This is a genomic window from Frateuria sp., assembly GCF_035944355.1.
In the GTDB taxonomy this organism is placed as follows: Bacteria; Pseudomonadota; Gammaproteobacteria; order Xanthomonadales; family Rhodanobacteraceae; genus Frateuria_A.
This window is the reverse complement of the sequence record NZ_DASZBH010000004.1, coordinates 329,093-351,748: the sequence shown is the minus strand read 5'-3', so window position 1 is coordinate 351,748 and position 22,656 is coordinate 329,093. Positions and strand designations below refer to the sequence as shown.

The 22,656-nt window shown below is 69.2% G+C and carries 22 protein-coding genes; 18 read left to right on the top strand and 4 right to left on the bottom strand.

Going from position 1 to position 22,656, the window contains the following annotated elements:
- Positions 1–36 precede the first annotated feature (36 nt).
- From rseP to VGU03_RS02615, 16 genes are all read left to right on the top strand, one after another.
- The gene (rseP, locus tag VGU03_RS02690) at positions 37–1,374 is read left to right on the top strand and encodes an RIP metalloprotease RseP (protein ID WP_327478395.1); all 1,338 of its coding nucleotides are present in this window, start codon (positions 37–39) and stop codon (positions 1,372–1,374) included.
- A gap of 159 nt (positions 1,375–1,533) precedes the next feature.
- Positions 1,534–3,930, top strand: coding sequence for an outer membrane protein assembly factor BamA (bamA, locus tag VGU03_RS02685; protein ID WP_327478393.1), 2,397 nt, complete (start codon positions 1,534–1,536; stop codon positions 3,928–3,930).
- A gap of 132 nt (positions 3,931–4,062) precedes the next feature.
- Positions 4,063–5,106: a UDP-3-O-(3-hydroxymyristoyl)glucosamine N-acyltransferase gene (lpxD, locus tag VGU03_RS02680; RefSeq protein WP_327478392.1), complete on the top strand. Its 1,044-nt coding sequence runs from the start codon at positions 4,063–4,065 to the stop codon at positions 5,104–5,106.
- Positions 5,099–5,572: a 3-hydroxyacyl-ACP dehydratase FabZ gene (fabZ, locus tag VGU03_RS02675; protein ID WP_327478391.1), complete on the top strand. Its 474-nt coding sequence runs from the start codon at positions 5,099–5,101 to the stop codon at positions 5,570–5,572. The genes lpxD and fabZ overlap by 8 nt, the downstream gene beginning before the upstream one ends.
- Positions 5,569–6,342 (top strand): acyl-ACP--UDP-N-acetylglucosamine O-acyltransferase, encoded by a 774-nt coding sequence (gene lpxA, locus VGU03_RS02670; protein ID WP_327478389.1) that lies wholly within the window; start codon positions 5,569–5,571, stop codon positions 6,340–6,342. The genes fabZ and lpxA overlap by 4 nt, the downstream gene beginning before the upstream one ends.
- Before the next feature lie 111 nt (positions 6,343–6,453).
- Positions 6,454–7,677, top strand: coding sequence for a lipid-A-disaccharide synthase (gene lpxB, locus VGU03_RS02665; RefSeq protein ID WP_327478387.1), 1,224 nt, complete (start codon positions 6,454–6,456; stop codon positions 7,675–7,677).
- Positions 7,678–7,741: 64 nt separating this feature from the next.
- A complete protein-coding gene (rnhB, locus tag VGU03_RS02660; protein ID WP_327478500.1) occupies positions 7,742–8,353 on the top strand; it encodes a ribonuclease HII in 612 nt (203 codons plus the stop codon).
- Positions 8,354–8,423: 70 nt separating this feature from the next.
- The gene (locus VGU03_RS02655; RefSeq protein WP_327478386.1) at positions 8,424–8,957 is read left to right on the top strand and encodes a TlpA disulfide reductase family protein; all 534 of its coding nucleotides are present in this window, start codon (positions 8,424–8,426) and stop codon (positions 8,955–8,957) included.
- A gap of 183 nt (positions 8,958–9,140) precedes the next feature.
- Positions 9,141–9,350 (top strand): hypothetical protein, encoded by a 210-nt coding sequence (locus VGU03_RS02650; protein WP_327478385.1) that lies wholly within the window; start codon positions 9,141–9,143, stop codon positions 9,348–9,350.
- An 84-nt stretch (positions 9,351–9,434) separates the two neighbouring features.
- Positions 9,435–12,977, top strand: coding sequence for a DNA polymerase III subunit alpha (dnaE, locus tag VGU03_RS02645; RefSeq protein WP_327478384.1), 3,543 nt, complete (start codon positions 9,435–9,437; stop codon positions 12,975–12,977).
- 158 nt (positions 12,978–13,135) lie between these two features.
- Positions 13,136–14,092 carry an acetyl-CoA carboxylase carboxyltransferase subunit alpha gene (locus VGU03_RS02640; protein WP_327478383.1) on the top strand — a complete coding sequence of 319 codons (957 nt, stop codon included), beginning with the start codon at positions 13,136–13,138 and terminating at the stop codon, positions 14,090–14,092.
- A 7-nt stretch (positions 14,093–14,099) separates the two neighbouring features.
- Positions 14,100–14,486 carry a VOC family protein gene (locus VGU03_RS02635; protein WP_327478382.1) on the top strand — a complete coding sequence of 129 codons (387 nt, stop codon included), beginning with the start codon at positions 14,100–14,102 and terminating at the stop codon, positions 14,484–14,486.
- 96 nt (positions 14,487–14,582) lie between these two features.
- Positions 14,583–15,335, top strand: a complete 753-nt coding sequence (locus VGU03_RS02630; protein ID WP_327478381.1) for an NYN domain-containing protein — start codon at positions 14,583–14,585, stop codon at positions 15,333–15,335.
- On the top strand, positions 15,328–16,674 hold the full coding sequence (tilS, locus tag VGU03_RS02625; protein WP_327478380.1) for a tRNA lysidine(34) synthetase TilS: 1,347 nt from the start codon (positions 15,328–15,330) through the stop codon (positions 16,672–16,674). Before VGU03_RS02630 ends, tilS begins: the two co-directional genes overlap by 8 nt.
- A 96-nt stretch (positions 16,675–16,770) precedes the next feature.
- Positions 16,771–17,028: an exodeoxyribonuclease VII small subunit gene (locus VGU03_RS02620; RefSeq protein WP_327478379.1), complete on the top strand. Its 258-nt coding sequence runs from the start codon at positions 16,771–16,773 to the stop codon at positions 17,026–17,028.
- A complete protein-coding gene (locus tag VGU03_RS02615; protein WP_327478378.1) occupies positions 16,988–17,923 on the top strand; it encodes a farnesyl diphosphate synthase in 936 nt (311 codons plus the stop codon). The genes VGU03_RS02620 and VGU03_RS02615 overlap by 41 nt, the downstream gene beginning before the upstream one ends.
- A 57-nt stretch (positions 17,924–17,980) precedes the next feature.
- Here VGU03_RS02615 and VGU03_RS02610 read toward each other — a convergent pair whose 3' ends face one another.
- A complete protein-coding gene (locus tag VGU03_RS02610; RefSeq protein WP_414655924.1) occupies positions 17,981–18,421 on the bottom strand; it encodes a DUF4870 domain-containing protein in 441 nt (146 codons plus the stop codon).
- A gap of 91 nt (positions 18,422–18,512) precedes the next feature.
- On the bottom strand, positions 18,513–19,865 hold the full coding sequence (gene pmbA, locus VGU03_RS02605; protein ID WP_327478377.1) for a metalloprotease PmbA: 1,353 nt from the start codon (positions 19,863–19,865) through the stop codon (positions 18,513–18,515).
- Positions 19,866–19,945: 80 nt separating this feature from the next.
- Between pmbA and VGU03_RS02600 the strand changes: the two genes are divergently transcribed.
- A complete protein-coding gene (locus tag VGU03_RS02600; RefSeq protein ID WP_327478376.1) occupies positions 19,946–20,188 on the top strand; it encodes a DUF1653 domain-containing protein in 243 nt (80 codons plus the stop codon).
- Positions 20,185–20,745: a ribosome biogenesis factor YjgA gene (gene yjgA, locus VGU03_RS02595; protein ID WP_327478375.1), complete on the top strand. Its 561-nt coding sequence runs from the start codon at positions 20,185–20,187 to the stop codon at positions 20,743–20,745. The genes VGU03_RS02600 and yjgA overlap by 4 nt, the downstream gene beginning before the upstream one ends.
- A gap of 27 nt (positions 20,746–20,772) precedes the next feature.
- Here yjgA and VGU03_RS02590 read toward each other — a convergent pair whose 3' ends face one another.
- Complete coding sequence (locus VGU03_RS02590) at positions 20,773–22,038, bottom strand: threonine/serine ThrE exporter family protein (protein WP_327478374.1); 1,266 nt, start codon at positions 22,036–22,038, stop codon at positions 20,773–20,775.
- Positions 22,035–22,481, bottom strand: a complete 447-nt coding sequence (locus tag VGU03_RS02585) for an NfeD family protein (RefSeq protein WP_327478373.1) — start codon at positions 22,479–22,481, stop codon at positions 22,035–22,037. Before VGU03_RS02585 ends, VGU03_RS02590 begins: the two co-directional genes overlap by 4 nt.
- Positions 22,482–22,656: the final 175 nt, after the last annotated feature.

The window sequence follows — 22,656 nt, the reverse complement described above, 5'->3', positions numbered from 1 at the left end:
GCTCGCACCATCAAAGAAGTTTTCCCCAGGTTTTCGATGAATCCCTTCTTCGGCTCGGTGTTCTGGTTGCTGGTCACGCTGGGCGTGCTGGTGACCTTTCACGAATTCGGCCACTACTGGGTCGCACGCCGCTGCGGCGTCAAGGTGCTGCGCTTCTCGGTCGGCTTCGGCCGGGCGGTCTGGAGGCGGATCGGCCGCGACGGCACCGAATACCAGGTCGCGATGATCCCGCTGGGCGGCTACGTGAAGATGCTCGACGCGCGCGAGGGCGAGGTCGACCCCGCCCTGCGCGAGGTGGAGTTCACCAGCAAGAGCGTGTGGAAACGCATCGCCATCGTGGTCGCCGGCCCGGGCTTCAACCTGGTCTTCGCGGTGGCCGCGCTGTGGCTGATGTTCATGCTGGGGCGCCCGGACGCCGCGCCCGTGGTCACCGCCACGCCGGGCAGCATGGCCGCCCAGGCGGGCATCCAGGCCGGCGATCGCCTGCTGCGCGTCGATGGCGAGCCGGTGACCACCATGAGCGATGCGATGGACGACGTCGCCACCGCCCTGCTCGGCCGCGAACCGCTGCCGCTGGTCGTGCGCGGACGCGACGGCAGGCAACGCGACGTGGTGCTGCCGCTGCAGGAACTGCCGGCCGGGCGCAGCATCGACCAGTACTTCGACAGCTTGGGCCTGAAACTCGGGCCGCTCCCCGCGATCGCCGGCCAGGTGATGCCGGACCAGCCGGCCGGCCGCGCCGGCATGCGGGTCGGCGACGTCCTGGTGGCCGTCAACGGCACGCCGCTGGCCGACTTCGAAGCGTTCGCCAAGGCGGTGAAGGAGGCGGCGCCCAAGTCGCCGCAACTGGACATCACCGTGCGGCGTGACGGGCAGCTGCTGCACCTGCCCGTGCTGGCGCGGTGGGAGTCGCTGGAAGGAAGCCCGAAACAGTGGTCGGTGGGCGTGGGCGCCGAAAGGGCGGTGCGCCGCTACGGCCCGGCCAGGGCGCTGCGTGCCGCGCTGCAGGCCACCTGGGACAGCACCCGCCAGACCTTCACCATGATCGGCAAGATGGTCAGCGGGCAGGCCTCCACCCGCAACCTCTCCGGCGTGATCGGCATCGCCCAGGTCGCCAACCAGTCGGCGCAGATGGGCCTGCCCTGGTTCCTCAACTTCCTGGCGCTGGTGTCGCTGAGCCTGGCGATCCTCAACCTGCTGCCGATCCCCGTCTTGGACGGCGGACACCTGCTGTATTACCTTATCGAGTTGGTCAAAGGCAGCCCGGTAAGCGAGCGGACCCAGATGATCGGCCAGTACATCGGCCTGGTCCTTTTGTTCACGCTGATGGGGCTGGCGTTCTACAACGACATACACCGCACCCTGCTTTCGTGACGCGCCCGCCCTTCCCCGCGGCTATCGGCCTACCGGCGGCGGCGACGCCCCGGGCGGGTGCGGATGCGTTCCGGGACGGGGCTCGGCTCCTCCCTCACAAGGCCCATGCTCGGAACGGCTCGCAAGGCCGCCCGTCGGAATAACCCACCGGAATCGACGATGAAGCGTATCGCCGCCCTGCTCCTGCTCGCCTCACTCTCCGCGAACGCCCTGGCGTTCGAGCCGTTCGTCGTCTCCGACATCCGCATCGATGGCCTCGACCGCATCTCGGCCGGCACGGTCTACAACTACCTGCCGATCAACAAGGGCGACCGCCTCACCGACGACGAGGCCGCGCGCGCGATCCGGGCCCTCTACCAGACCAAGTTCTTCAGCGACGTGGAACTCTCGCGCGAGGGCAACATCCTGGTGATCAAGGTGGTCGAGCGACCCTCGGTCGCCAAGCTCTCGCTGCGCGGCAACAAGGACATCAAGGAAGAGGACCTGCGCAAGGGCCTGAAGGAGATCGGCCTGTCCGAGGGCGAGACCTTCGACCGCCTCTCGCTGGACCGCGTGCGGCAGGAGCTGGTCCGCCAGTACTACAACCGCGGCAAGTACAACGTTTCGGTCGATCCGCACGTCACGCGCCTGGACCGCAACCGGGTGGCGATCGACATCGAGATCCGCGAGGGCAAGGCGGCGAAGATCAAGCAGCTGAACATCGTGGGCAACACCGCGTTCACCGACAAGCAGATCCGCGGGGACTTCGAATCGGACACCACCAACTGGATGTCCTGGTACTCCAAGGACGACCAGTACTCGCGCGAAAAGCTCTCCGGCGACCTGCAGAAGCTGCAGTCCTACTACATGGACCGCGGCTACGCCGACTTCGGCATCGACTCCACCCAGGTCACCATCGCCCCTGACAAGCGCTCCATGTACATCGCCGCGAGCGTCAAGGAAGGCGAGATCTACACCGTTTCGGACGTCCACCTGCTGGGCGAGCTGATCCTTCCCGAAGACATGCTGCGCCAGCTGGTCTTCATCAAGAAGGGCCAGACCTTCAACCGCAAGGCGGTGGAAGCCAGTTCCGACGCGATCAAGGCGATCCTGGCCAATATCGGCTACGCCTACGCCAAGGTCACCCCGGTGCCGAAGCTGGACAAGGAAAAGCGTACCGTCGACCTGACCCTCTACATCGAGCCGGGCCAGCGCGTGTACGTGCGCCGCGTGGTGTTCCAGGGCAACACCCGCACCGAGGACGACGTGCTGCGCCGCGAGATGCGCCAGCTCGAAGGCACCTTCTACTCGCAGGCCGCGCTCGACCGCTCCAAGATCCGCCTGCAGCGCCTTGGCTACTTCAAGAAGGTCGACATCGACAAGCAGCGCGTTCCCGGCACCGAGGACCAGGTCGACGTGACGGTGAAGGTGGAGGAGCAGTCCGCCGGCAGCCTGATGTTCGGCATCGGCTACTCGCAGTACTCGGGCATGATCCTCAACGCCTCGGTGTCGCAGAACAACTTCCTGGGCACCGGCGACAGCTTCAGCGTGGGCGCGGAGCATTCGAGCTACTACTCGCGCGTCACCGCCAGCTACTACAACCCGTACCTGACCGACAACGGCATCGGCATCGGCTATACGGCCACCTACTCGAAGACCGACTACGGCAATACCGATTTCGCCAACTACGAGAACAGCACCAAGTCGTTCTCCAGCTACCTCGGCATTCCGATCAGCGAGACCGACGGCCTGCGCGTGGGCCTGGGCCTGTCAAGCAACAAGATCAACACCTTCCCGGGCGTCACCCCGCAGGTACTGGTGGACTACCAGAACGCGGTCGGCAACCGGACCATCCACACCTGGACCGGCACGCTGGGTTGGAACCACGACACCCGCAACGGTTACTGGGCCCCCACCCGCGGCGGCCTGCTTTCGGCCAGCACCGAGGTGGCGCTGCCCGGCTCGACCGTGCAGTACTGGAAGTTCATGGGCGAGGCCAACCACTACTGGCCGGTCGGCGGCGGTTTCGTGCTCTACCTGGACGGCCAGGTCGGCTACGGCGAAAGCTACGGCAGCCAGACCTACAGCCGCACCTTCGGCGATTTCGTGGCAGGGCAGAAGTACGACTTCCCGTTCTGGGAGAACTTCTATTCCGGCGGCGTGCGCGACGTGCGCGGCTTCCAGGACAACACCCTGGGCCCGCGCGTGTGCATCGGCGCATCCGGCGCCACCAGCGTGCCCAGCGCCAACGGTACCTGCTCCAACGGCTACTACCAGTACGCCCAGCCGATCGGCGGCGCGTTCAAGGTGCTGGGCACGGCGCAGGTATTCATCCCGCTGCCGTTCCTCAAGGACATCAACACCGCGCGCGTGTCCGCCTTCGTCGACGTCGGCAACGCCTTCCAGAACTATCAGAGCTTCAGCGCCAGCGAGCTGCGCGCTTCGGCGGGTATCGCCCTGCAGTGGCAGGCGCCGATCGGCCCGCTGATCATCAACTTCGCCACGCCGATCCGCTCCAAGCCGGAAGACCGCCACTACGAGGAGCGCATCCAGTTCACCTTCGGCAGCCAGTTCTGATCCGGCCGCCGGCATGAAACCGAGGCGCGGCCTGCGGGTCGCGCCTTTCGTTTGGGCGGGCCCGATCGGTCGTTGCGGTGTCGTGCAGCCGCACGCCCTCACCTACAATGGCCCGCCTCAACCGGAGTGCCCATGAGCGAGCACAACTACACAGTGGCCGAGTTGGCCGGGAAGCTCGGCCTCGCCTTCCATGGCGACGGCGCGCGGCGGATCACCGGCGTGGGCACGCTGGCCTCGGCGCAGCCCGACCAGTTGAGCTTTCTTTCCAACAGCAAGTACGCGGCGCAGCTGAAGGCGACCCGCGCCGGCGTGGTCGTGCTGCGCGAGGACAGTCTGGCCGACTGTCCCACGGCCGCGCTGGTGGCCGCCGACCCGTACGTCGCCTACGCCCGGCTCGCCGCGCTGTTCGAGCGCCTGCCTGCCGCACCGCGCGGCATCCATCCGAGCGCGGTGGTCGCCACCAGCGCCAGGGTCAGTGCGAGCGCCAGCGTCGGCCCGCATTGCGTGGTCGAGGACGGCGCCGTCGTGGAAGATGGCGTCATCCTCGGACCCCACTGCATCGTCGGCCCCGATTGCGTGGTGGGCGCGCAGTCGCGGCTGGTCGCGCGGGTGACCCTGGTCATGCGCGTGACGCTGGGCCGGCGCGTGCTGGTGCATCCGGGCGCGGTGATCGGCTCGGACGGCTTCGGGCTGGCGTTCGAACGGGCTGCTCCTAATGAGGGTGGCTGGGTCAAGATCCCCCAGCTGGGCGGCGTTCGCATCGGCGACGACTGCGAGATCGGCGCCAACACCACCATCGACCGCGGCGCGCTGGAAGACACCGTGCTCGAAGAAGACGTGCGCCTGGACAACCAGATCCAGATCGCCCACAACGTGCTGATCGGCGCGCACACCGCCATGGCCGGCTGCGCAGCGGTCGCCGGCAGCGCGAAGATCGGCCGCTATTGCCAGATCGGCGGCAACGCCGGCGTGCTCGGCCATCTCGAACTGGCTGACCGGGTTACCATTACCGCCAAGAGCCTGGTCACGCATTCGATCCGCGAGCCGGGCGAGTATTCCTCGGGCGTGCCGCTGCAGGACAACCGGCAATGGCGCAAGAACGCCGCCCGCTTCAAGCACCTGGATGAGTACGCGCGCCGCCTGGCCGCGCTGGAGAAGGACAGTAACGATGAGTGATACCCCCTCGACGTGGGACATGCCGGTGAACGTGGAGCAGATCCAGAATCTGCTGCCCCACCGCTACCCGTTCCTGCTGGTCGACCGCGTGATCGAACTGGTGCCGGACAAGAGCGTGGTGGCGCTCAAGAACGTCACCATCAACGAGCACTTCTTCCTGGGCCACTTCCCGGGCCACCCGGTGATGCCCGGCGTGCTCATCATCGAGGCGATGGCACAGGCGGCGGGCCTGCTGACGCAGATCTCCAGCCGCATGAAGGGCGATCAGGGCAGCCCGCTGTTCTACCTGGCCAAGGTCGACAACGCGCGCTTCAACGCGCCGGTGGTGCCCGGTGACCAGCTTCGGCTGGAGGTCTCGCTCAAGCGCCTGATGCGCGGCATGGGCCTGTTCGTCGCCCGCTCGCTGGTCGACGGCAAGGAAGTGGCTAGCTGCGAGCTGATGTGCGCGGCGAGGTCCGACAAATGATCCATCCCACCGCGCAGATCGATCCGGGCGCCGTCATCGGGCGCAATGTCGCCGTCGGCGCCTACAGCGTGATCGGTGCGGAGGTGGAAATCGGCGAAGGCACGACGATAGGTCCGCATGTGGTGATCGAGGGCCCCACCAGGATCGGCCGCGACAATCGCATCTGCCAGTTCGCCTCGATCGGCGGCGCGCCGCAGGACAAGAAATTCGCCGGCGAGCGCACCGAGCTGGTGATCGGTCATCGCAACCTGATCCGCGAATTCGTGACGATCAACCGCGGCACCGGCGAAGGCGGCGGCTGTACGCGCATCGGCGACGACAACTGGCTGCTCGCCTACGTGCACATCGCGCACGACTGCCAGGTCGGCAACCACGTGGTGTTCTCCAACTACTCGGCGCTGGCCGGGCACGTGGAGATCGGCGACTGGGTGATCATCTCCGGCTACGCCGGCGTGCACCAGTTCTGCAAGGTCGGCGCGCACGCCTTCATCGGCATGGGCTGCCTGGTCGGTTCGGACGTGCCGCCGTTCGTGATGATGGCCAACGAGCAACAGGGCCGCCCGCGCGGGATCAACAGCGAGGGCCTAAAGCGCCGCGGCTTCGACGCTCCGCGCATCTCGGCGATCAAGCGCGCGTACCGCACGCTTTACATGGCCGGGCTCTCCATGCCTGAAGCCCGCCAGGAGCTGGCCACGCAGTCCCAGGACAACGACGACGTCCGCGAGATGCTGGAGTTCCTCGATCGCAGCGAGCGCTCGCTGGCGCGTTGAGCCGGGATCCGGGATTCGGATCCGGGATTGGAGATTCGCAAAGCAGTTGCACGAAGCCGCTGCCGATCTGTCTGCATTTATCGGTCGATAGCCGGCCGGCATCCAGTGAACGTGAGCACCGTGTCGAATCCCGAATCCCGAACCCCGAATCCCGGCACGCCGACCATCGCCCTCATCGCCGGCGAAGATTCCGGAGACCAGCTCGGCGCCGAGCTCGTGGCGGCCTTGCGCAGGCGCTACCCGGATGCCCGCTTCGTCGGCATCGGCGGGGCGCGCATGCAACGCGAGGGATTCGAGTCCTGGTACGACATCCACGAGCTGTCGGTGATGGGTTTCGCCGAGGTCGTCCGCCACTTGCCGCGTTTGCTGCGCCTGCGCAAGGCCTTGCTGCAGCGGCTGCTGCGGGCGCGCCCGGACGTGGTGGTCGGCATCGATGCGCCGGACTTCAACCTGGGCGTCGAGCGCCGCCTGAAGCAAGCGGGCGTGCGCACCGTGCACTACGTCAGCCCTTCGGTCTGGGCCTGGCGCGAGAAGCGCGCGGAGAAGATCGGCCACAGCGCCGACCGCGTGCTCTGCCTGTTCCCGATGGAACCGCCGATCTACGCGCGCCACGGCATCGATGCGCGCTTCGTCGGCCACCCCCTGGCCGACCGCTTCGCGCTGGTGTCCGATCGCTCGGGTGCGCGCGATGCCCTGCGGCTGCCGCACGATGCGCCCGTGCTGGCGGTCCTGCCCGGCAGCCGGCCTTCCGAGATCGAGCGCCTCGGCGCCGTCTTCATCGATGCCGCGCAGCGGGTGGCCGCTGCCCTGCCCGGCCTGCGCGTGGTGATCCCGGCCGCCAACGCGCAGGTGCATGCGCGACTGAGGGCCATGCTTGCGCAAGGCGAACAGGCGCCGCTCCTGCTCGACGGTCACGCCCACGAGGCCATGCTGGCCGCCGACGTGGTGCTGCTCGCCTCCGGCACCGCCACGCTGGAAGCGATGCTGGCCAAGCGGCCGATGGTGGTCGGCTACCGCGTGTCCCCCTGGAGCTACCGCATCGCCCGCGCCCTCGACATGCTCAAGACTGACGTCTACGCACTGCCCAACATCCTGGCGCGCGCCTGCGGGATGGGCGAGGAAAAGCTGGTGCCCGAGCTGATGCAAGACGACTGCACCGCGGCGAACCTGGCCGCGGCCACGCTGGCGCTGTTTGCCGACAGCGAACGGCGTGGGAAAGTGGTGGCCGCCTTCGAACAGCTGCATCGGACGCTGCGCGGGACGGAGGAAGGTGGCGCGGGCGAACGCGCCGCGGCTGCCGTGGCCGAACTGCTGGAGGCCCGCCATGTCGCCTGACGGCCTCGATGAAATCGCCGTGCTTCCTCTTCCGGCCGCCGAGCGGGATGAAGCCGGCCCGCCCATGCGCCCGCGCAAGCCCCGCCCGAAGGCCGCCCAGTTCGTTGCCGGAGTCGACGAGGCCGGCCGCGGCCCGCTCGCCGGCCCTCTGGCGGTCGCCGCGGTGATCCTCGACCCGCGCCGCCGGATCAGGGGCCTGGACGATTCCAAGAAGCTCACTGAAGCGCGGCGCGAGGCGCTCTACGCGCAGATCGTCGAGCGATCGCTGGCCTGGCACGTGGTGCTGGTCGAGGTGGAAGAGATCGACCGCATCAACATCTTCCAGGCCACCATGGCCGGCATGTGCCGTGCCGTTGCGGGCCTGAAACTGGCGGCGCAGGAGGCGCTGGTGGATGGCAACCAGTTGCCCAGGGAGCTGCCCTGCCCCGGCCGCGCCATCGTCGGCGGCGATGCGCTGGTGCCGGCGATCAGCGCCGCATCGATCATCGCCAAGGTCACCCGCGACCGGCTGATGCACGCGCTGGATGGCCATCACCCCGGCTACGGTTTTGCCAGCCACAAGGGCTACTCCACGCCCGAGCACCTGGCCGCGCTCAAACAACTGGGCCCCTGTCCCGTGCATCGGCGCAGCTTTGCGCCGGTGAAGCTGCTGTTCGACCAGGGCAGGCTGTTCTGACATAGGATGGACGGGTCGGCGCGAGGGGTTCGCACCGGCCGCGGCCGGGCCACCGGCCAAAGGGGGACATATGCGACGTGCCAAGGCCTTGTTGCTGGCCGGTCTGGTGCTTTCCTTCGGGGCTCGCGCAACCGTGCAGGAAGGGCAGGCGGCGCCGGACGTCGCCGGCGTAGACGCGCATGGCGACACGGTGAAGCTGTCCGCGTTGCGTGGCAAGGTCGTCGTGCTGAGCTTCTGGGCGACCTGGTGCGGCTACTGCATGAAGGAAATGCCGACCCTCGCCAGCATGCAGACCGTGGCCGACCAGAAACACCTGCCGCTGCAGGTCGTGCTGATCAACTACATGGAAGACCGCGACGCCTTCCGCGGCACCAGCCGTCTGCTCCGCAAGGAAGCACCCGGCGTGCTGGCGACCTGGGACCGCTACGGCGCGATCGGCAAGCAGTACGGTGCCGACCAAGGCATCCCGGTGATGGTGATGCTGCGCCGGGACGGCACCGTCGCCCACCTGCACGTCGGTTACGGCGAGGACATGCTCAACCCCTTGCTGGCCGAGATCAACGCGCTGCTGCAGGAACCCGCCGCCGCGCCCGGCAGCCATTGATCGAATGCCCGCAGCCGCCGCTCGGGGTAGCCGGGCGCGGCTGAAAAATAGGTCGGAGGTCTATACAACTTTTACTCCGATGGGAGCATCTTATGCTCGTGGAAAGAAGGCCAGCCGGCCTCTTCCAGCGTTCGCACGGACGCCCTCTCTCCACCGCGGATGCCCCTCCGCAGGAGCCGTGTCATGTTGTCCCGCTTCTTCCACGTGCGCTTCGCACTCAAGCCGTTTGCCCCACCCAGCACCGTGCTCACGGTGCCCGACCAGAACGAGCACCGGCAAGCCGAGGAGCTTGCCCATACCCATGCCGACTACGACCGCCAGCCACTGGAAACCAGCGGCTTCGATCACTACGTCGAGTGGAACGAGGATAACGAGCGGTTCTTCGTCCACTGAGCAGTGCCGCCCGCTGTCAAGCTTGTGGGAAACGGGCGCCGCAGCGTAGCCTTCACGGACTCACCCGGGGATGCTCCCGAGTCCTTGATGTCCGCGCGCTTCGTCCATTTCCACCTGCACAGCGAGTATTCGCTGGTCGACTCGACCATCCGCATCAAGGCGCTGGTCGATGCCTGTGTGCGCGAAGGCATGCCCGCGGTGGCGCTCACCGACGACAGCAACATGTTCGCGCTGGTGAAGTTCTACAAGGCGTGCAGCGGCGCAGGGCTGAAGCCGATCGGCGGCTGCGACCTGTGGATCGGCTCGCCGGACGATCCGCGGCCGTGGCGCCTGACCCTGGTGTGCCAGGACCGTGCGGGCTATCTCAACCTGTCGCGCCTGGTCTCGCGCGCCTGGCGCGAAGGCCAGCACGGCGGCAAGGCGCTGGTCGAGGCCGCCTGGCTGACGCGCGAGGCCACCGGCGGCCTGATCGCGCTGCTCGGCCGCGAGAGCGAGGTCGGCCGCGTCGCCGTGAGCCAGGGCGTGGATGCCGGTGTCGCGAAGCTGCAGCCTTTGGCGCGCCTGTTCCCCGACCGGCTCTATCTGGAACTCACCCGCTGCGGCCGCGAGGGCGAGGAGACCTGGAACACCGCCGCCTTGGCGCTGGGCGACGCGCTGGCGCTGCCGCTGCTGGCCAGCAACGACGTGCGCTTCCTCAGGCAGGACGACTTCGAGGCGCACGAGGCGCGCGTGTGCATCAACCAGGGCCGTGTGCTGGCCGATCCCAAGCGCCCGCGCGACTACTCCGACCAGCAATACCTCAAGTCCCCGGGCGACATGGCGAAGCTGTTCGCCGACCTGCCCGAGGCACTGGAGAACACGGTCGAGCTGGCCAAGCGCTGCAACCTGGAGCTCAAGTTCGGCACCTACTACCTGCCCGACTTCCCGGTGCCCGAGGGCTACGACCTCGACAGCTACATCCGCGAGACCGCGCGCGCGGGCCTGGCCGAGCGCCTGGCCAGCAACCCGCTGGCGCCCGGCTACACGCTGGCCGATTACGAGGCGCGGCTGGAACGCGAGCTCGACGTCATCATCCGCATGGGTTTCCCCGGCTACTTCCTGATCGTGGCCGACTTCATCAACTGGGGTAAGCAGAACGGCATCCCGGTGGGACCCGGCCGCGGCTCCGGCGCCGGTTCGCTGGTCGCCTGGGTGCTCAAGATCACCGACCTGGATCCGCTGCAGTTCGACCTGCTGTTCGAGCGGTTCTTGAATCCCGAGCGCGTGTCGATGCCGGACTTCGACATCGACTTCTGCATGGACCGCCGCGACGAGGTGATCGACTACGTGGCGCGCAAGTACGGCCGCGAGCACGTCAGCCAGATCATCACCTACGGCTCGATGGCGGCCAAGGCGGTGCTGCGCGACTCCGGCCGCGTGCTGGGCATGGGCTACAACGCGGTCGACAAGATCGCCAAGTTGATTCCGCCGCGCCCGCTGGACCTGACGCTGTCCGACGCGCTGGGCCGCTCGGAAAAGTCGAAGAAGGAACCGGACCGTGTCGTGCGCGAGTTCTGCGAGCTCTACGAGCAGGACGAAGAGGCGCGCACGCTGGTGGACCTGGCGCTCAAGCTGGAGAACCTCACCCGCAACGTCGGCAAGCACGCCGGCGGCGTGGTGATCGGCCCCAAGCCGCTCACCGAATTCGCGCCGATGTACTGCGAGCCGGGCGGCGGCGGCATGGTGACGCAGTACGACAAGGACGACGTCGAAGCCGTCGGGCTGGTCAAGTTCGACTTCCTCGGCCTGCGTACGCTCACCATCATCGACTGGGCGATGAAGGCGATCAACGAACGCCGCGCGAAGGCCGGCGAACAACCGCTGGACATCGCCGCGCTGCCGCTGGACGACGCGCCGACCTACGAGCTGCTCAAGCGCGCGCAGACGGTGGCGGTGTTCCAGCTCGAATCCTCCGGCATGCAGCGCATGCTCAAGGACGCCAAGCCCGACCGCTTCGGCGACATCGTGGCGCTGGTGGCGCTGTACCGCCCCGGCCCGATGGACCTCATACCCAGCTTCGTGGCGCGCAAGCATGGCCGCGAGGAAGTGGAGTATCCGGACCCGCGCGTCGAGCCGATCCTGAAAGAGACCTACGGCATCATGGTCTACCAGGAGCAGGTGATGCAGATGGCGCAGATCGTGGGCGGCTACTCGCTCGGCGGCGCCGACCTGCTGCGCCGCGCGATGGGCAAGAAGAAGCTCGAGGAAATGGCGAAGGAACGCGCTAAGTTCCGCGAGGGTGCGGCCAGGGACGGGCTCTCGGGCGAGAAGGCCGACCAGATCTTCGACCTCATGGAGAAGTTCGCCGGCTACGGCTTCAACAAGTCGCACGCGGCCGCCTACGCGCTGGTGTCCTACCAGACCGCCTGGCTGAAGGCGCACTACCCGGCCGAGTTCATGGCCGCGACGATCTCCTCGGACATGGACAACACCGACAAGGCGGTGACGTTCCTGGACGAATCGCGCGCGATCGGGCTGACCATCCTGCCGCCGGACGTGAACGCGTCGGACTTCATGTTCGTGGCGGTCGAGCCGCGCGTCATCCGCTACGGCCTGGGCGCCATCAAGGGCGTCGGCCAGGGCGCCTGCGAGGCCATCGTGGAGGAGCGCCGGCGCGGCGGCGCGTACAAGGACCTGGCCGATTTCTGCCGCCGCGTCGACCCGACCAAGCTCAACCGCCGCGTGCTTGAGGCGCTGATCCTCTCCGGCAGCCTGGACGCGCTGGCGCCCACCCGCGCCAGCCTGATGCTGCAGCTGCCCGACGCGATCAAGGCGGCCGAGCAGCACCTGCGCGACAAGCAGTCGGGCCAGAACGACATGTTCGGGGCGTTGATGGGCAGCGCCGCGCCGGTGGTGCAGATCGAGCTGCCCACCGCGCCGGAATGGCCGCTGGAGCAGAAGCTGCAGGGCGAGCGCGACACGCTGGGCCATTACCTTTCCGGCCATCCCACCGATCCCTGGCGCGAGGAGCTCGCGCAGCTGTCCACCTGCCCGCTGGGCGAGATCGCCGAGCGCTACCAGCCGCCGCGTCCGCGCAGGAGCGATGGCGAGGAGAACCGTTTCCGCCGCGGTCCCGACACGCCCTGGACCGTCGCCGGCATGGTCACCGCCGTGCGCAAGCGCGGCGACAGCGACGCCTTCGTGCGGCTGGAGGACGGCACCGGCACCATCGAGGTGAGCTTCTTCGGCGAGATCTACCAGCAGGTGGCGCCGCTGCTCACCCGCGACGAGATGCTGATCGTCGAGGGCGGCCTGCGCATCGACGATTTCTCCGGCGGCGGCTTCCAGCTGCGCGCGCGCGGCGCGATGACCCTGGCCGACGCCTGCCGCCGCCATGCACGCGCGCTCAGGGTCAAGTTGAACGGCATCGGCCCCGGCTTCGAACAGGAACTCAAGCAGACCCTGGCCGGCTATCGCGGCGGCCGCGCCACCGTGCTCCTGCACGGCTACCACAATCGCACCGCCCAGGCCGACCTGGAACTGGGCGAGGACTGGCGGGTCAACGCCATTCCCGACCTGCTGCGCGCGCTGCGCGGGCTGTCATGGGTGGAGGCGGCCAAGCTGCGGATCGTCAAGTCCGACGCCTGAGCTTGTTTCCGACGGGCCTTGATGAGAGCTCGTCCCTGTTTGGGCAAAAACGGTGGCCCGGGGCACACGGGACCGATCCGCCGCCCATACGCCCGCGTTCCCGCCTTTCCACCCGCCCCGGCTATACTGCCCCGCTCCGCGTCACGAACCGCCCGCGAATGAACCCCAACTTCCTCGATTTCGAACAGCCGATCGCCGAACTGGAAGCGAAGGTCGAAGAACTGCGGCACGCCAGCCACGGCCAGGCTTTCAACATCGACGACGAAGTCGCGCGCCTGCGCGAGAAGCTCAAGGTCAAGACCGCGGAGATTTTCCGCAACCTCAATTCCTGGCAGGTCACCCAGCTCTCGCGCCATCCGGCGCGGCCCTACACGCTGGACTACATCGGCGTGATCTGCGAGGAGTTCCAGGAGCTCGCCGGTGATCGCGCCTATGCGGACGACGCCGCCATCGTCGGCGGCCTGGGCCGCATCAACGGCCGGCCGGTCATGATCATCGGCCACCAGAAGGGCCGCGACACCAAGACCAAGGTGCGCCGCAACTTCGGCATGCCGCGCCCGGAGGGCTACCGCAAGGCGTTGCGCCTGATGAAGATGGCCGAGCGCTTCGGCCTGCCACTGCTCACCTTCATCGACACCCCCGGCGCCTACCCGGGCGTGGGGGCCGAGGAGCGCGGCCAGAGCGAGGCGATCGCGCGCAACCTGCTGGAAATGGCCGACCTCAAGACCCCGATCATCTGCACGGTGATCGGCGAGGGCGGCTCCGGCGGCGCGCTCGCCATCGGCGTGGGCGACCGCGTCAACATGCTGCAGTACTCCACTTATTCGGTGATCTCGCCCGAAGGCTGCGCCTCGATCCTGTGGAAGAGCCAGGACAAGGCGCGCGACGCCGCCGAGGCGCTGGGTATGACCGCCCCGCGCCTGCTCGAGCTCGGCCTGGTCGACAAGGTCATCCGCGAGCCGCTGGGCGGCGCCCACCGCAACCCGCGCTCGATGGCGATCCGCCTCAAGGCCGTGTTGCTGAACCAGCTGGACCAGCTGGAATCCGTCCCCGAACGCGACCTGCTCGAGCAGCGCTACAAGCGCCTGCGCAGCTACGGCGCCTACCAGGGATAACACCTGCATGAGCGGCGTGCGCGGCCTCGCCCATGCGAACCTGCGCGCACCGGCGGCAATGATCGAGCGCCTGCGCCGCTTCTACATCGACGTCATCGGCCTGCGCGAAGGCCCGCGCCCGGCGTTCCGCTCCGGCTCCCGCGGCTACTGGCTCTACGCCGGCGACGCCGACGTGCTGCACCTGACCGTCGCCGGCCCGGGCGACGCGCTGCCTGCACCGACCGGCCACTTCAACCACCTGGCCTTCGCCTGCACCGACCTCGTGGCCATCCGCGACCGCCTGGACGCGGCGGGCCTGCCCTACGAGATCGACGAGGTGGACGCGCTGGGCCAGGTGCAGCTCTTCCTCACCGATCCCTGCGGCCTGGACGTCGAACTCAACTTCCAGCGCTAGCAGGCGCGCGAGTCGCACCGCTCCGCCCTTGCGCTCCGACTGCCGTGCCGGGAGCGCCGCGCTAAGATCAGACCACCTGTCCACAAGGGCCGCGCCATGGCCGACCACGCCAAGCTCGCCGTGCTGATCGACGCCGACAATGCCCAGCCCACGCTGGCCGAAGGGCTGCTGGCGGAGGTCGCCCGCTACGGCACCGCCCACGTCAAGCGCGCCTACGGCGACTGGACGGACAACCATCTGCGCGGCTGGAAGGACCAGTTGCTCGATTTCTCGATCCAGCCGATCCAGCAGTTCGGCTACACCAAAGGCAAGAACGCCACCGACTCGGCGATGATCATCGACGCGATGGACCTGCTCTATACCGGTCGCTTCGACGGCTTCTGCATCGTCTCCAGTGACAGCGACTTCACCACGCTGGCCCGGCGCATCCGCGAGTCGGGACTGACCGTCTACGGTTTCGGCGAGCGCAAGACGCCCGGGCCTTTCGTCGCCGCCTGCGACCGCTTCATCTACACCGACGTGCTGGGCAAGCCCGACGCCGGCGAGGAGAAGCCTGCCGAACCGACACAGCGCAAGGGTGCGCAGGAACTGCGCCAGGACGCGCGGCTGGTCAATCTGCTGCGCAACGCCATCGAGGACGCCGCCGACGACACCGGCTGGGCAGGCCTCGGCGCGGTCGGCAGCATCGTCAGCAAGCGCGCGCCGGAGTTCGACTCGCGCAACTGGGGCTACGCCAAGCTGAGCGGGCTGATCGGCGCGATCGGCCTGTTCCAGGCCGAGGAGCGCCAGGTCGGCAACGGCAAGCACATCTACGTGCGCAACAAGAAGAAACCGGCCAGCCGTGAGTAGGCCGCTCACGCTGCCCGACGCGTTGCTCCACGCCCTCGACAGCCACGCCGGCGGAGCGCTGTGCGTGGCTTTCAGCGGCGGCCCCGACTCCACCGCGCTGCTGCACGCGCTGGCGACGCTGCCGCAGGCGCGCGCACGCGGCCTGCGCGCGCTGCACGTGGACCACGGGCTGCACGCGGACAGTGTCCGCTGGGCCACGCAGGCGCGGGCGTTCTGCGCCTCGCTGGGGATCGCCTGCGAGGTGCTGCGAGTCGACGTACCGCGGGCATCCGGCGAAGGCCTCGAAGCCGCCGCGCGGCACGCCCGCTACGCCGCCTTCGCGCAAGCGATCAGACCCGGCGAATGGTTGCTGTTGGGCCATCACCGCGACGACCAGGCCGAGACCGTGCTGCTCAAGCTGCTGCGCGGCGCGGGACCGCGTGGCCTTGGTGGCATGCGGCCGGTCCGCCCGCTCGGTGCCGGGCAGCTCTGGCGACCGCTGCTCGGCCTGCCGCGCGAGCTGCTGAGCGCCTACGTGCAAGAGCATCGGCTGGCCTGCATCGACGATCCGTCCAACCGCGACACCAGGCTGGCCCGCAACCATCTGCGGCACGAGATACTGCCGCGCCTGCAACGCTATTTTCCGCAGGCGGTCGACTCGATCCTGCACAGCGCGAGGTTCTGCCGTGCCGCGGACGAGGCCCTGCGTGCCGATTGGCTCGACGCCTTCCCGGCAGTGCACGATGAGGCGACCGGCAGCCTCGACGCCGCGGCGTGGATGGCGCTCGCCCCCGCCCTGCGCGAACCCCTGCTCGACCATTGGCTGCACGCGCGTGGGCTGGTTGCGCCCACCGCCGCGCAACGCCGGCAGATCGAGCGCCAATGCCACGCCCGCGCGGGGCAGCAGCCGTGCGTGCGCTGGCCAGGCGTCGAGCTGCACATCTGGAAGGGGCGGCTGTGGGCAGACGCCCCACGGCCATCGTTCGATCCGCAGTGGGAGGCTTGCTGGCACGGCGAGGCGCTGGTCTTGCCGGGAGGCGGCCAGCTCATGCTCGATCCGGCCGGCCGCCTGCCCTCGCCGCTCGTCGTGCGCCTGCGCCGGGGCGGCGAGCGGATCAGGCCCGCCGGCGACCGGCATACCCGGGAATTGCGCGACCTGTTCCAGCAAGCCGCGTTGCCGCCGTGGCGACGCGAAACCTGCCCCTTGCTCTACGCGGGGGAAACGCTGATCGCCGTCGCCGATCTGTGGCAGACGACGCAGGCCGCCACGCTCTTCGAAACCCTGCGCGCACGTCCCCGCTGGGTGCCGGGCAACCGGGGCGACGCGGCAGCGGCGCAGAGGTCCGGCGCCGCAGGTTGAAGCAGGCGCTCTGACCTCGTCCTTGCGTCGCGCCGAAGGGCCGAGGACGGCGCAAAACATTGATTCCCGGACCCCGCTGCGCTAGCGTTGCCGCCCATGGCCAAACCCGCTTCTGCCCCCGCGGAAACCCCGTCCGTCGCCGACTTCGAGCATTCGCTGGACGAACTCGAGCAACTGGTGGCGCGCATGGAAGGCGGCGAATTGAGCCTGGACGAATCGCTGGCCTCCTTCGAGCGCGGCATCGGCCTCTACCGCCATTGCCAGCAGGCCCTGGACCAGGCCGAGCTGCGCGTGCGCCTGCTGCTCGATCCCGATGCGCCCGACGACGCCGAACCCTTCGAATCCGAATCCTGACGCGCCGCCCGAACTCGGCCCCCGGCTGCTCGCGCTGACGGCGCGCGCCGATGCCGCGCTCGCGCGCGTGCTGCCCTCCGAGCAACAGCCGCCGCTGGAACTGCACCGCGCCATGCGCTACGCCGTGCTCGGCGGCGGCAAGCGCCTGCGCCCGCTGCTGGTCTACGCCGCCGGTCATGCACTCGGCGCGGACGGCGCCGAGCTGGACGCCTCCGCCTGCGCGGTCGAGCTGATCCATGCCTACTCGCTGGTGCACGACGACCTGCCGGCGATGGACGACGACGCGCTGCGGCGCGGCCGCCCGACCTGCCACGTGGTGTATGGCGAGGCCATGGCGATCCTCGCCGGCGATGCCTTGCAGGCGCTCGCCTTCGAGATCCTCGCGCACGATCCGCACGGCGGCGCCGACGCCAGGCGCATGCTCGAGATGCTGCGCGTGCTCGGCCGCGCCTGCGGCGCCGAGGGCATGGCCGGCGGGCAGGCGCTGGACCTGGCCGCGGTGGGGCGTGGGCTCACGCTGGCCGAGCTGGAGCACATGCATGCCTGCAAGACCGGAGCACTGATCCGTACTGCGGTGCGGCTGGGCGCGCTCGCCGCGGGCGCGGATGCGGCGGCGCTGGACGCGCTGGACCGCTATGCCGCCGCGGTGGGCCTGGCTTTCCAGGTACGCGACGACATCCTCGACGTGGAAGGCGAGTCGGCGGTGATCGGCAAGACCGCCGGCAAGGACGCGGCGGCGGACAAGCCCACCTTCCCCTCGATCATCGGCATGGCCGCCTCGCGCGCGCGCCTCGCCGAGTTGACAGGCACCGCCCTGCAGGCGATCCGCGGATTCGGTGCGCCCGGCGAGCTGCTGGAAGAACTGGCGCTCTACGCCGCTAACCGGACCCACTGAGCGGCGGACACGCCGGGGGGAACGAGAAGGCGGGCCCGCAGGCCCGCCAGTCGCTCGTCAATGGATGAAGCGCAAGGTGAACGGATAGCGGTAGCGCTCGCCCTCGTTCGCCTTGATCGCCGCGATGATCACGAAGACCAGCCAGGCCACGCCCAGCAGTATCAGCAGCGGGATGCCGATCAGCACGAAGACCAGAATCCAGCACACCACGGCCGCGATGGCCACGGTGATGTTGAAATTGAGAGCTTCCTTGGCCTGGTCGTCGACGAAAGGCATCGTGTCTTTCTTGACGAGCCAGATCACCAGCGGCCCGATCAGACAGCCCAGGCCGAAGAAATGGCTGGTGACCAGTCCGCCCAGCAGCGCCGACAGGTGCGCGAACAGCGCCCACTGGCGCTCCTCGCGGCTGGGCATGCCGACGGCATCCAGCGGTTCGGGCGGCGGTACCGGCTCATGCGGCGGTGGGGGCGGGACGACGGAATCGGGCGGAACGCTCATGCGTGTCTCCTCTTACCTTCGATGACCCCGGCCATCGCGCCGGTGCGGCGATGCTAGCAAAGCCGTACCGCGATGCCATAGGCAGTTCGGGCTACTGGCCGGCGACGGTCATCCGGTCGAGCAGGATCGAGCCGGTGAGGATCTGCGCCCGCCGATCCACGTCGTTGCCCACCGCCACGATGCCCGCGAACATGTCGCGCAGGTTGGCCGCGATGGTGATCTCTTCCACCGGATAGGCGATCTGCCCGCGCTCGACCCAGAAGCCCGCGGCACCGCGCGAATAGTCGCCGGTGAGGGTGTTCACGCCCTGCCCCATCACCTCGGTGACCACCAGCCCGGTATCCATGCGCCTGAGCAGCCCGGCGAAGTCGTCCGGCCCGGACTCGACCAGCAGGTTGTGGATGCCGCCCGCGTTGCCGGTGGATTCCAGCCCCAGCTTGCGCGCCGAATAGCTGCCCAGGATGTAGCGCGCCAGCACGCCGTGCTCGATCAGCGCGCTGTCGGCGGTGGCCACGCCCTCGGCGTCGAACGCGCCCGAACCCATGCCGCGCGGCAGCAGCGGACGCTCGAGGATGTTCATCCATTCGGGCATGACGCGCTTGCCGGCGTGGTCGACCAGGAAGCTCGCGCGGCGATAGAGCGAGCCGCCGCTCACCGCGCTCACCAGGTGGCCGATCAGGCCGCGGGCGAGCTCCGGCACGAACAGCACCGGGCACTGGCGCGTGCCCAGGCTGCGCGAGTCCAGGCGCGCGAGCGTGCGCTCGGCGGCCTTGTCGCCCAGCGCCTGCGCGCTCATGAAGTCGCCCGCTGCGCGCACGCTGTCGTACCAGTAGTCGCGCTGCATGCGGTCGCCTTCGCCGGCGATCAGCGACAGCGACAGCGCATGTCGCGTGGCCCGCTCGCGCCCGACGAAGCCGTGCGAGTTGGCGTACACCGACAGCGTCTGGCCCGCCTGCACCGCGGCGCCGTCGGAATTGGTGATGCCTGCGTGCGCGCGGCCGGCGGCTTCGATCTGCCTGCCCAGCTCGATCGCCTCGGCCGTGTCGATGTCCCATGGGTGCCACAGGTCCAGGTCGGGGAACCGGGTGGCCATGCGCCCTGCGTCGGCCAGGCCCGCCGCCGGATCGGCCTCGGTGTAGCGGGCGATGGCGCAGGCCTGCTCCAGCGTGGCCTGCACGGAGGCCGGATTGAGATCGGCGGTGCTGGCCGTGCCCTTGTGCTGGCCGAAGTAGACGGTCAACCCGAAGCCGCGGTCGCGCGTGTGCTCGACCGTCTCCACCTCGCCCAGCCGCACGTTCACGTTGAGTCCGGCATCGATGCTCGCGGCGACCTCCGCCGCGCTGGCGCCTGCGGCGCGCGCGCGGCGGATCACGTCCTCGGCCAGCTCGGCCAGGCGGTCGAGTTCCTGCTGGCTGGCATCGGCGGACAAGGCGGCTGCACTCACGGGGCGTTCCTTCAGGCGGGTAGAATGGCGGGCGACTTCCGGACATGGGGTCGCCTTCGCGCAATCAAAGGGAGCGCGCCGTGACACCCGTCGCCGGCATCTACCGACACTACAAGGGCCAGCGTTACGAGGTGGTCGGCGTGGCCCGCCACAGCGAGACGCTGGAGGAACTCATCGTCTACCGCGCCCTCTACGGCGAGCGCGGGTTGTGGGTGCGCCCCGCGGCCATGTTCGCCGAAACCGTTCTCGTCGGTGGCGTACCCGTGCCCCGCTTCGCGCTGGAATCCCCCGCGCCGGCCCCTGAAACCCTGGAATACCCGTGAGCCCCAGCCGCAGCCGCAACCAGACCGAACTCGACGAGCAGGACTACGGCCCCAGCCGCACCCAGCAGCGCCGGGAGGCGCTCGCCGTGCTGGCGCTCGCCACGCAACTGGTCGAGCTGCCGCCCAGCCGGCTGGCCAAGCTCGAACTGCCCGAGGACGTGGCCGAGGAAATCGCCAACCTGCGACGGATCAGCTCGCACATCGCGCGCAAGCGCCAGCTGGCCTTCCTGGCCAAGAAGATGCGCCGCTACGACGAGGCGGTGTTCGACAGCGTGCGCGCGGAACTGGGCGAAAACCGCGAACGCCAGCGGCAGGAGACCGCGGCCATGCATCGCCTGGAGGCGCTGCGCGAGCGTCTGCTGGAAGACGACGAGGCTGCCGCCGAACTGATCGCCGAGCACCCCTCCATCGATCGCCAGCACCTGCGCTCGCTGGTCCGCCAGGCGCGCAGCGAGCGTGCGGCGAACAAACCCCCGCGCGCGTACCGCGAGATCTTCCAGTTGCTCAAGGAGCTGCAGCAGGACGAGGGCACGGGCGAAGAAGAAGCCGGCGGCTGAGGCGAGCCTTCTCCCGCCGCTCCCGGCTCAGAGCGACCGGCGCGGCGACACCAGCAGGTCGCCGAACAGCAGCCCCGCCACCAGCGAGATCAGCAACGTGATGAGCAGGATGAAGCTGTCCATGCCCAAGGTGGTGTCGCGCTCGAACAGGTAAGACACGCTGCGGAAGCCCACGCTGCCGGGCACCAGCAGGATGATCCCGGGCTCGCGCACCACCGCGCCGGGCCGGTGCATGTAGCGCGCATAAAGGTTGGCCAGCGCGCCCAGCAACAAGCCGCCGAGGAACACGCCGAACGGCGCGCCGGGGATCGCGCCCGACAGCAGGCCGCCCCAGCGCGTGGCCAGGTAGCCGACGAAGACCGCGCCGACCACCACCAGCCAGTCCCGTCGCGCGGCGCGGAACAGGATGGCGAAGCCCAGCGCGCCGATCAGCAGCGACGGCCAGTCGGTCCACGACGGCAGCACCGGCAGGGTGCGCGCACTGGGGTGGACGCCCAGCGCCGCGCAAACCTGGCTGGCCGCCACGGTGCCGAAGGTGAGCTTGAGCAGCGTGGCGATGGCGCCGCCCATGCGCGCCATGCCCGAGACCAGGTGCTGGCTGGAGATCTCGCGCACCGCGGTGGTCAGCGACATGCCCGGCACCAGCACGATCAGTGCCGCCAGCACCACCGACTTGACCGCCAGCGGCACCACGAAGGCGCTGACCACGATCGCGCTGGCGGTCGCCACCAGCGCGCTGATCGCGTCGCTGGCCACCGCCAGCCGCGGCCGCGTGGCCGACAGCACGGTGATCAGCCCGATCACCAGGCCGATCGCGCCGGCCACCACCAGGTCGACCCAGGAGCTGTGCAGGAACAGCGCCGCGATGCTGGCGGCGGAAAGGCCGTAGCTGCCCACCACCGCCGCCTGCGCGCGCCGCGTATCGGGCCGGCCCAGCTCGCGCAGCAGGCGGAAGCCCTCGCGCAGGTCCAGCTCGCCGGCGATCGCGCGGTCGGCGATCGCGTCGGCCTCGCACAGCCGCGTCAGGTTGACGTCGCCGGGCGACAGCCGCATCACCTGTGTGACCTGGGCCAGGCCCTCCTCGCCACGGCTCACCTCGGCGAAGGAGATGATGATCGCGGTGGGGCTGGACCACACGTCCGCGGCCAGGCCCAGCCGCAGCGCCGAACCCGCGATGGCCGTCTCCAGGCGCTGCGCCGAGGTGCCGTACTGGTGCAACCGGCGCGCCAGTTCGACCAGGAAGGCGATCCGCGTGTCCAGCGCCGCCTGCGCCGCGCCCGTCGGTGCGTTCATGCGGCCGGCCGCACCTTGAGCATGTTGCCGTCCACGCCGACCACTTCCACGTTGGCGCCCAGCGGCAGGTCCGGCCCGTTCACCAGCCACTCGCCGTCGCCCACGCGCGCCCGGCCGCGGCCATTGACGATAGGCTCGATCAGCACGTAGCGCTGGCCGACCAGTTGCTCGGCACGGCGATTGAGCCGTTCGCCGGCCGCGTCCCCGCGGCGCAGCCGCGGGCGCAGCATGTAGGCGTAGAGCGCGCAGGCGAGCAGGGCGAACACGGTGAAGGCCACCGCCTGCGCCAGCAGCGATGTGCCCGGCAGCAGCCAGACGAGCACGCCGGTGGCGCCCGCGCCGATGCCGATCCAGAGCAGGAAGTAGCCCGGCAGGGCCACCTCCAGCGCGATCAGCAGCAGGGCCAGGAGCCACCAGAGGTGATGTGCGGAAAGGAAGGACATGCAGAACTCCGTGCGATGGCCGATGGTGTCGCGGCTCGGGGTATGGGGCAAGCGTGGGCGGGCCTGACTGAGCTTGCGGCACCGGCCTTCCCCTCTCCGCAACTCCTCTCCGAGCACGCTCGGGGGAGAGAGAGCTACAACCTGCCGCAACCTGCGCCCTCTTGCCGGGGGAGAG